4 protein-coding genes are annotated in these 4766 nt (G+C 62.4%); 3 read left to right on the top strand and 1 reads right to left on the bottom strand.

Features of this window, described 5'->3' with window-relative positions; genetic code table 11:
- Window positions 1-134: 134 nt before the first annotated feature.
- Entirely contained in the window at window positions 135-1070 is a 936-nt protein-coding gene (locus tag RMO57_RS19765; protein ID WP_310389583.1) for a LysR family transcriptional regulator, read from the bottom strand.
- Between the two features lie 119 nt (window positions 1071-1189).
- On the opposite strand from RMO57_RS19765, the gene lysA reads away from it, so the two are divergent.
- The 3 genes from lysA to ahpF form a co-directional block, all read left to right on the top strand.
- Window positions 1190-2434, top strand: coding sequence for a diaminopimelate decarboxylase (gene lysA, locus RMO57_RS19760; RefSeq protein ID WP_310389581.1), 1245 nt, complete (start codon window positions 1190-1192; stop codon window positions 2432-2434).
- A 179-nt stretch (window positions 2435-2613) separates the two neighbouring features.
- Window positions 2614-3177 carry an alkyl hydroperoxide reductase subunit C gene (gene ahpC / locus RMO57_RS19755; protein WP_310389579.1) on the top strand — a complete coding sequence of 188 codons (564 nt, stop codon included), beginning with the start codon at window positions 2614-2616 and terminating at the stop codon, window positions 3175-3177.
- 182 nt (window positions 3178-3359) lie between these two features.
- Window positions 3360-4766 (top strand): alkyl hydroperoxide reductase subunit F (gene ahpF, locus RMO57_RS19750; RefSeq protein WP_310389575.1); only part of this gene is annotated, 1407 nt, incomplete at its 3' end.

Below are 4766 nucleotides of genomic sequence, written 5' to 3'. Positions count from 1 at the left end.
TTTGAGTCGATTCACAACCATTCGGCCTACGCGCGCATTGAGCGCGCGTAGGAGGCGCGTAGCGCCTGCGCCCTTTGGGCGCCCGAATGGTTGGGCAACGCCGTTATCGCACTGCGACAACGGCGTTGTCACAATCACAACGACGTTATCGCGTCCAGCGTGCTTTGAAGTCGTTCTGCTTCGCGCCTCAAGCATTCAATCAAGGCCCCTACCAGCGGCTGGGCCGGTCTATGCAGCGGCAACAATGCCGCCACCCGGAACGGCACCGAGACGCTGAACCGCCTCAGATGCAACTGCGGCCCCGCCAGCGCCAAGGCGGTCAAGGGGTTGACTATGGCCAGGCCTAGGCCTGCGCTGACCATCGCGCAGACAGCCACCGCGCTATGCGTTTCCATCCGCAGGCGCCGACCGACGCCGTGCGCCGCAAAGACCGCATCGAGCTGAGCCCGGTAGGGGTCGTCGGCAGATAGGCTGACGAAGTCCAAACCCTCAAAGTCGGCCGGCGTCAACACCGTCTTGGCCAGCAGCGCATGGCCCGCCGGCAACACGCAGACCTCATCCAGCGCCAGCAGCGGCTGCAGCTGTGTGCCAGCAGGCGTCTGTTGCGCCTGCTCGGTCAAGCCCAGGTCAAAGCGCTGGGCCCCCATCCATTCTTCGAGTAGCGGCGACTCCTGCGGCGTGACTGACAACTGCACGCCGCTGTGCCGGGACATGAAGTCGGCACTGGCACCCGGTAGCAAGGCATGGCTGAGCGCCGGCAGGCACAGCACGCTCAGGCGCACCGCCTGCTCGGCGCGACCCAAAGCGCGCGCACGGCCGGCGATATGGTCTAGGCTTTGATAGCTGCGCTGAACCTCGTCAAACAGGGCCAGGGCGCGGGCGTTTGGTTTGAGCCGGCCGCGCTGGCGCTCGAACAGGGTGTAGCCGAGCAGAAACTCCAACCGGGCCAGCTCGCGGCTGATGGTGGGCTGGGAGCTGTGCAAGAGGGCGGCGGCCTCGGTCACGCTGCCGGCCGTCATGACGGCGCGGAAGACTTCGATGTGTCGGTGGGTCAGAGGTGCTGCTGTCATGCCAAACCATATCAGATATGAATAGAATCGATATGACAAAGCATTTGCGCGAATGGCCGGTCGCAGGCATGCTGAGCGCAGCCAATGTTTGCACCCATCTTTTTGTAGGAACCAACCCCATGCCCGCCGCCACCCTGACCCCCGCCCGCATCCAATCGCTGGCCGCCAGCTTCGGCACGCCGCTGTGGGTCTATGACGCCGCCACTGTGCGCGCGCGGATCAACGCCCTGGCCGCCTTTGACACCATTCGCTTTGCCCAAAAAGCCTGCTCCAACACCCACATCCTGCGTCTGATGCGGGAGCAGGGCGTCAAGGTCGACGCGGTCTCGCGTGGCGAAATCTTGCGCGCGCTGGCGGCTGGTTTTGTGTCCGGCGGGGAGCCGTCAGACATCGTCTTCACCGCCGATCTTTTCGATCACGCGACACTGGCCACGGTCGTCCTGCACCGCATTCCGGTCAACGCCGGTTCGATCGACATGCTGCATCAGCTGGGTGTGGTCTCGCCCGGCCATCCAGTCTGGCTGCGCATCAACCCCGGTTTCGGCCATGGCCACAGCAACAAGACCAATACCGGCGGCGAGCACAGCAAGCACGGCATCTGGCACACCGAGTTGCTGAACGCTCTTGCCGCAGTGCGCCAGCATGGCCTGAAGCTGATTGGCCTGCACATGCATATCGGCTCCGGTGTTGACTATGGTCATCTGTCCGAGGTTTGTGGCGCGATGGTCGGCTTCGTCAAGCAAGCCCACCAAGCCGGCCATGATTTGCAGGCGATTTCCAGCGGCGGAGGCCTGTCAACGCCGTACCGCGACGGTGACGCCAGCGTCGACACCCGGCATTACTTCGGCCTCTGGGACGCCGCCCGCCAGCAAGCGGAAGGCCTGCTCGGCCACCCGGTCGCCTTGGAGATCGAGCCGGGCCGCTATCTGGTGGCCGAGTCCGGCGTGCTGATCACCGAGGTGCGCGCCACCAAGGACGCCGGCCGCAATCACTTTGTGATGGTCGATGCGGGTTTCAGCGAGCTGATGCGGCCGGCCATGTATGGCAGCTATCACGCGATGAGCTTGATCCCGGCCGATGGGGAGCCGCGCCCGCTGCGCGCCACGGTGGTGGCCGGGCCCTTGTGCGAATCGGGCGATGTGTTCACCCAAGGCGAGGGCGGGGTGGTTGAGCCGCGTGAGTTGCCGCAGGCGCGGGTCGGTGATTTGCTGCTGGTCCATGACACCGGGGCCTATGGCGCCTCGATGTCCAGCAATTACAACAGCCGGCCCCTGGTGGCCGAAGTCATGGTCGACGGCGACAGCGAGTGCCTGATCCGCCGCCGCCAGACGGTGGAAGAGCTGCTGGCACTGGAAGCGCCATGACGGTTTTGTGGCTATCGTTGACTCAGGTTGAATAGCCTGCGCCAATAGGCTCAGGCAATGACGGTGATTTGATTTATCAAAACTGCGGCCAAGCTCTTGCTCTTATGATTCAGGCATTGCAAGATTTTTACCGTGTCTTTCGTTCGTTAGTTTTGTTTTTCAATTCAAAGGAAACCGTCATGTCCCTGATCAATACCCAAGTCCAGCCCTTCAAGACCGAAGCCTTTCACAACGGCAAGTTCATCACCGTCACAGAAGAGTCGCTGAAGGGCAAGTGGTCGGTGCTGATCTTCATGCCGGCAGCCTTCACCTTCAACTGCCCAACCGAAGTGGAAGACGCGGCCGAGAACTATGCCGAGTTCCAAAAGGCCGATGCCGAGGTCTACATCATCACCACCGACACGCATTTCTCGCACAAGGTCTGGCACGAGACTTCGCCCGCTGTGGGCAAGGCCAAGTTCCCGTTGGTGGGCGACCCAACGCACAAGCTGACCCGCGCGTTTGGCGTGCACATCGAAGAAGAAGGCTTGGCATTGCGCGGCACCTTCGTGATCAACCCGGACGGCATCATCAAGACCGCCGAAGTGCACTCGAACGAAATCGCCCGTGACGTCAAGGAAACCCTGCGCAAGTTGAAGGCCGCCCGTTACACGGCCGCCAATCCAGGCCAGGTTTGCCCAGCCAAGTGGAACGAAGGTTCGAAGACCATCGCTCCGTCGTTGGATCTGGTTGGCAAAATCTAAGCATTCCGCTTAGTTGATCAATCGAACGTCGAGTGAGATTGACGCAGGCAAGCCCGCTCGGGCTTGCCTCTCCCCAAAGGCTTCTTCTCAAGCCCCGCTGAAAGCGTCCCGGCCTCTCTACCTGGGTGTTTTCAATGTGGCTTTGCCTAGTCACGCTTAAACAAACCCCAAGGAGAACCGCCATGTTGGACAGCCATCTGAAGACCCAGCTCCACGCCTATCTTGAGCGCGTCACGCTGCCGTTTGAAATCGAAGTCAGCCTGGATCAGCGACCCGAGTCGGCCGAACTGCTGGACCTGCTGCAAGAGATCGCGGCGATGTCCGACAAGATCACGCTGAAGACCGACGGCCAGGACGCGCGCCGCCCATCGTTCAGCCTGAACCGCATCGGCTCGGACATGAAACTGCGCTTTGCTGCCATCCCGCTCGGCCATGAGTTCACCTCCCTGGTGCTGGCGCTGCTGTGGGTCGGCGGTCACCCGCCCAAGGTGTCGGATGAGACGATTGCCCAGATCAAGGGCCTGGATGGTGAGTTTAGTTTCGAGGTCTATATGTCCTTGACCTGCCATAACTGCCCGGACGTGGTGCAGGCACTCAGCCTGATGGCGGTGCTGAACCCCAACATCAAGACCGTGGTGATCGACGGCGGCCTGTTCCAGGACGAGGTCAATGAGCGCGAGATCATGGCCGTGCCCAGCATCTACCTGAACGGCGCGGTGTTCGGCGCCGGCAAGATGAGCGTGGAAGAGATCGTCGCCAAACTCGATACTGGCGCGACGTCGCGCGATGCGGCCAAGCTGAGCGAGAAAGCGCCGTTCGACATGCTGATCGTCGGCGGCGGCCCGGCCGGTGCGGCAGCGGCCGTGTACGCCGCCCGCAAGGGCATTCGCACCGGCATCGCTGCCGAGCGCTTCGGTGGCCAGGTCAATGACACGATGACGATCGAGAACTACGTGTCCGTATTGGAGACCGACGGGCCGAAGTTCGCCGCTGCGCTGGAAGCGCATGTCAAGGAATACGACGTCGAGATCATGAATCTGCAGCGCGCCGAAGCGCTGGTCCCGGCCGCCACGCCGGGCGGCCTGATCGAGATCAGATTAGCCAACGGTGGCGCGCTGAAGGCCAAGTCGGTGATTCTGTCGACCGGCGCGCGCTGGCGCCATGTCGGCGTGCCCGGCGAAGAGGAATACAAGAACAAGGGCGTGGCCTATTGCCCGCATTGCGACGGCCCGCTGTTCAAGGGCAAACGCGTGGCGGTGATTGGCGGCGGCAACTCCGGCGTTGAAGCCGCGATCGATTTGGCCGGCATCGTCGCGCAAGTCACACTGATCGAGTTTGGCGCGGCGCTGCGGGCCGATGCGGTCTTGGTCAACAAGCTGGCTAGCCTGCCGAATGTGACCATCCATGTGAACGCCCAAACGACCGAACTCACCGGCACCGCCGGCAAATTGAACGGTCTCAGCTTCACCGACCGGGTCAGTGGCGAGGCCAAGCACATCGAGCTGGAAGGCGTGTTCGTGCAGATCGGGCTGGTGCCCAATACCGAGTGGCTGAAGGGCGTGGTCGAGTTGTCAAAGCATGGCGAAATC

The sequence above is a fragment of the Roseateles sp. genome, assembly GCF_031397715.1.
Lineage (GTDB): Bacteria > Pseudomonadota > Gammaproteobacteria > Burkholderiales > Burkholderiaceae_C > Paucibacter_A.
The sequence above is the reverse complement of the archived record's forward strand: the minus strand, read 5'-3'. Positions and strand labels throughout refer to the sequence as shown.

What these genes read in the sequence shown, in the direction of transcription:
- RMO57_RS19765 (WP_310389583.1), bottom strand. Translation starts at nt 1,070, where the DNA reads ATGACAGCAGCACCTCTGACCCACCGACACATCGAAGTCTTCCGCGCC.
- lysA (WP_310389581.1), top strand. Translation starts at nt 1,190, where the DNA reads ATGCCCGCCGCCACCCTGACCCCCGCCCGCATCCAATCGCTGGCCGCC.
- ahpC (WP_310389579.1), top strand. Translation starts at nt 2,614, where the DNA reads ATGTCCCTGATCAATACCCAAGTCCAGCCCTTCAAGACCGAAGCCTTT.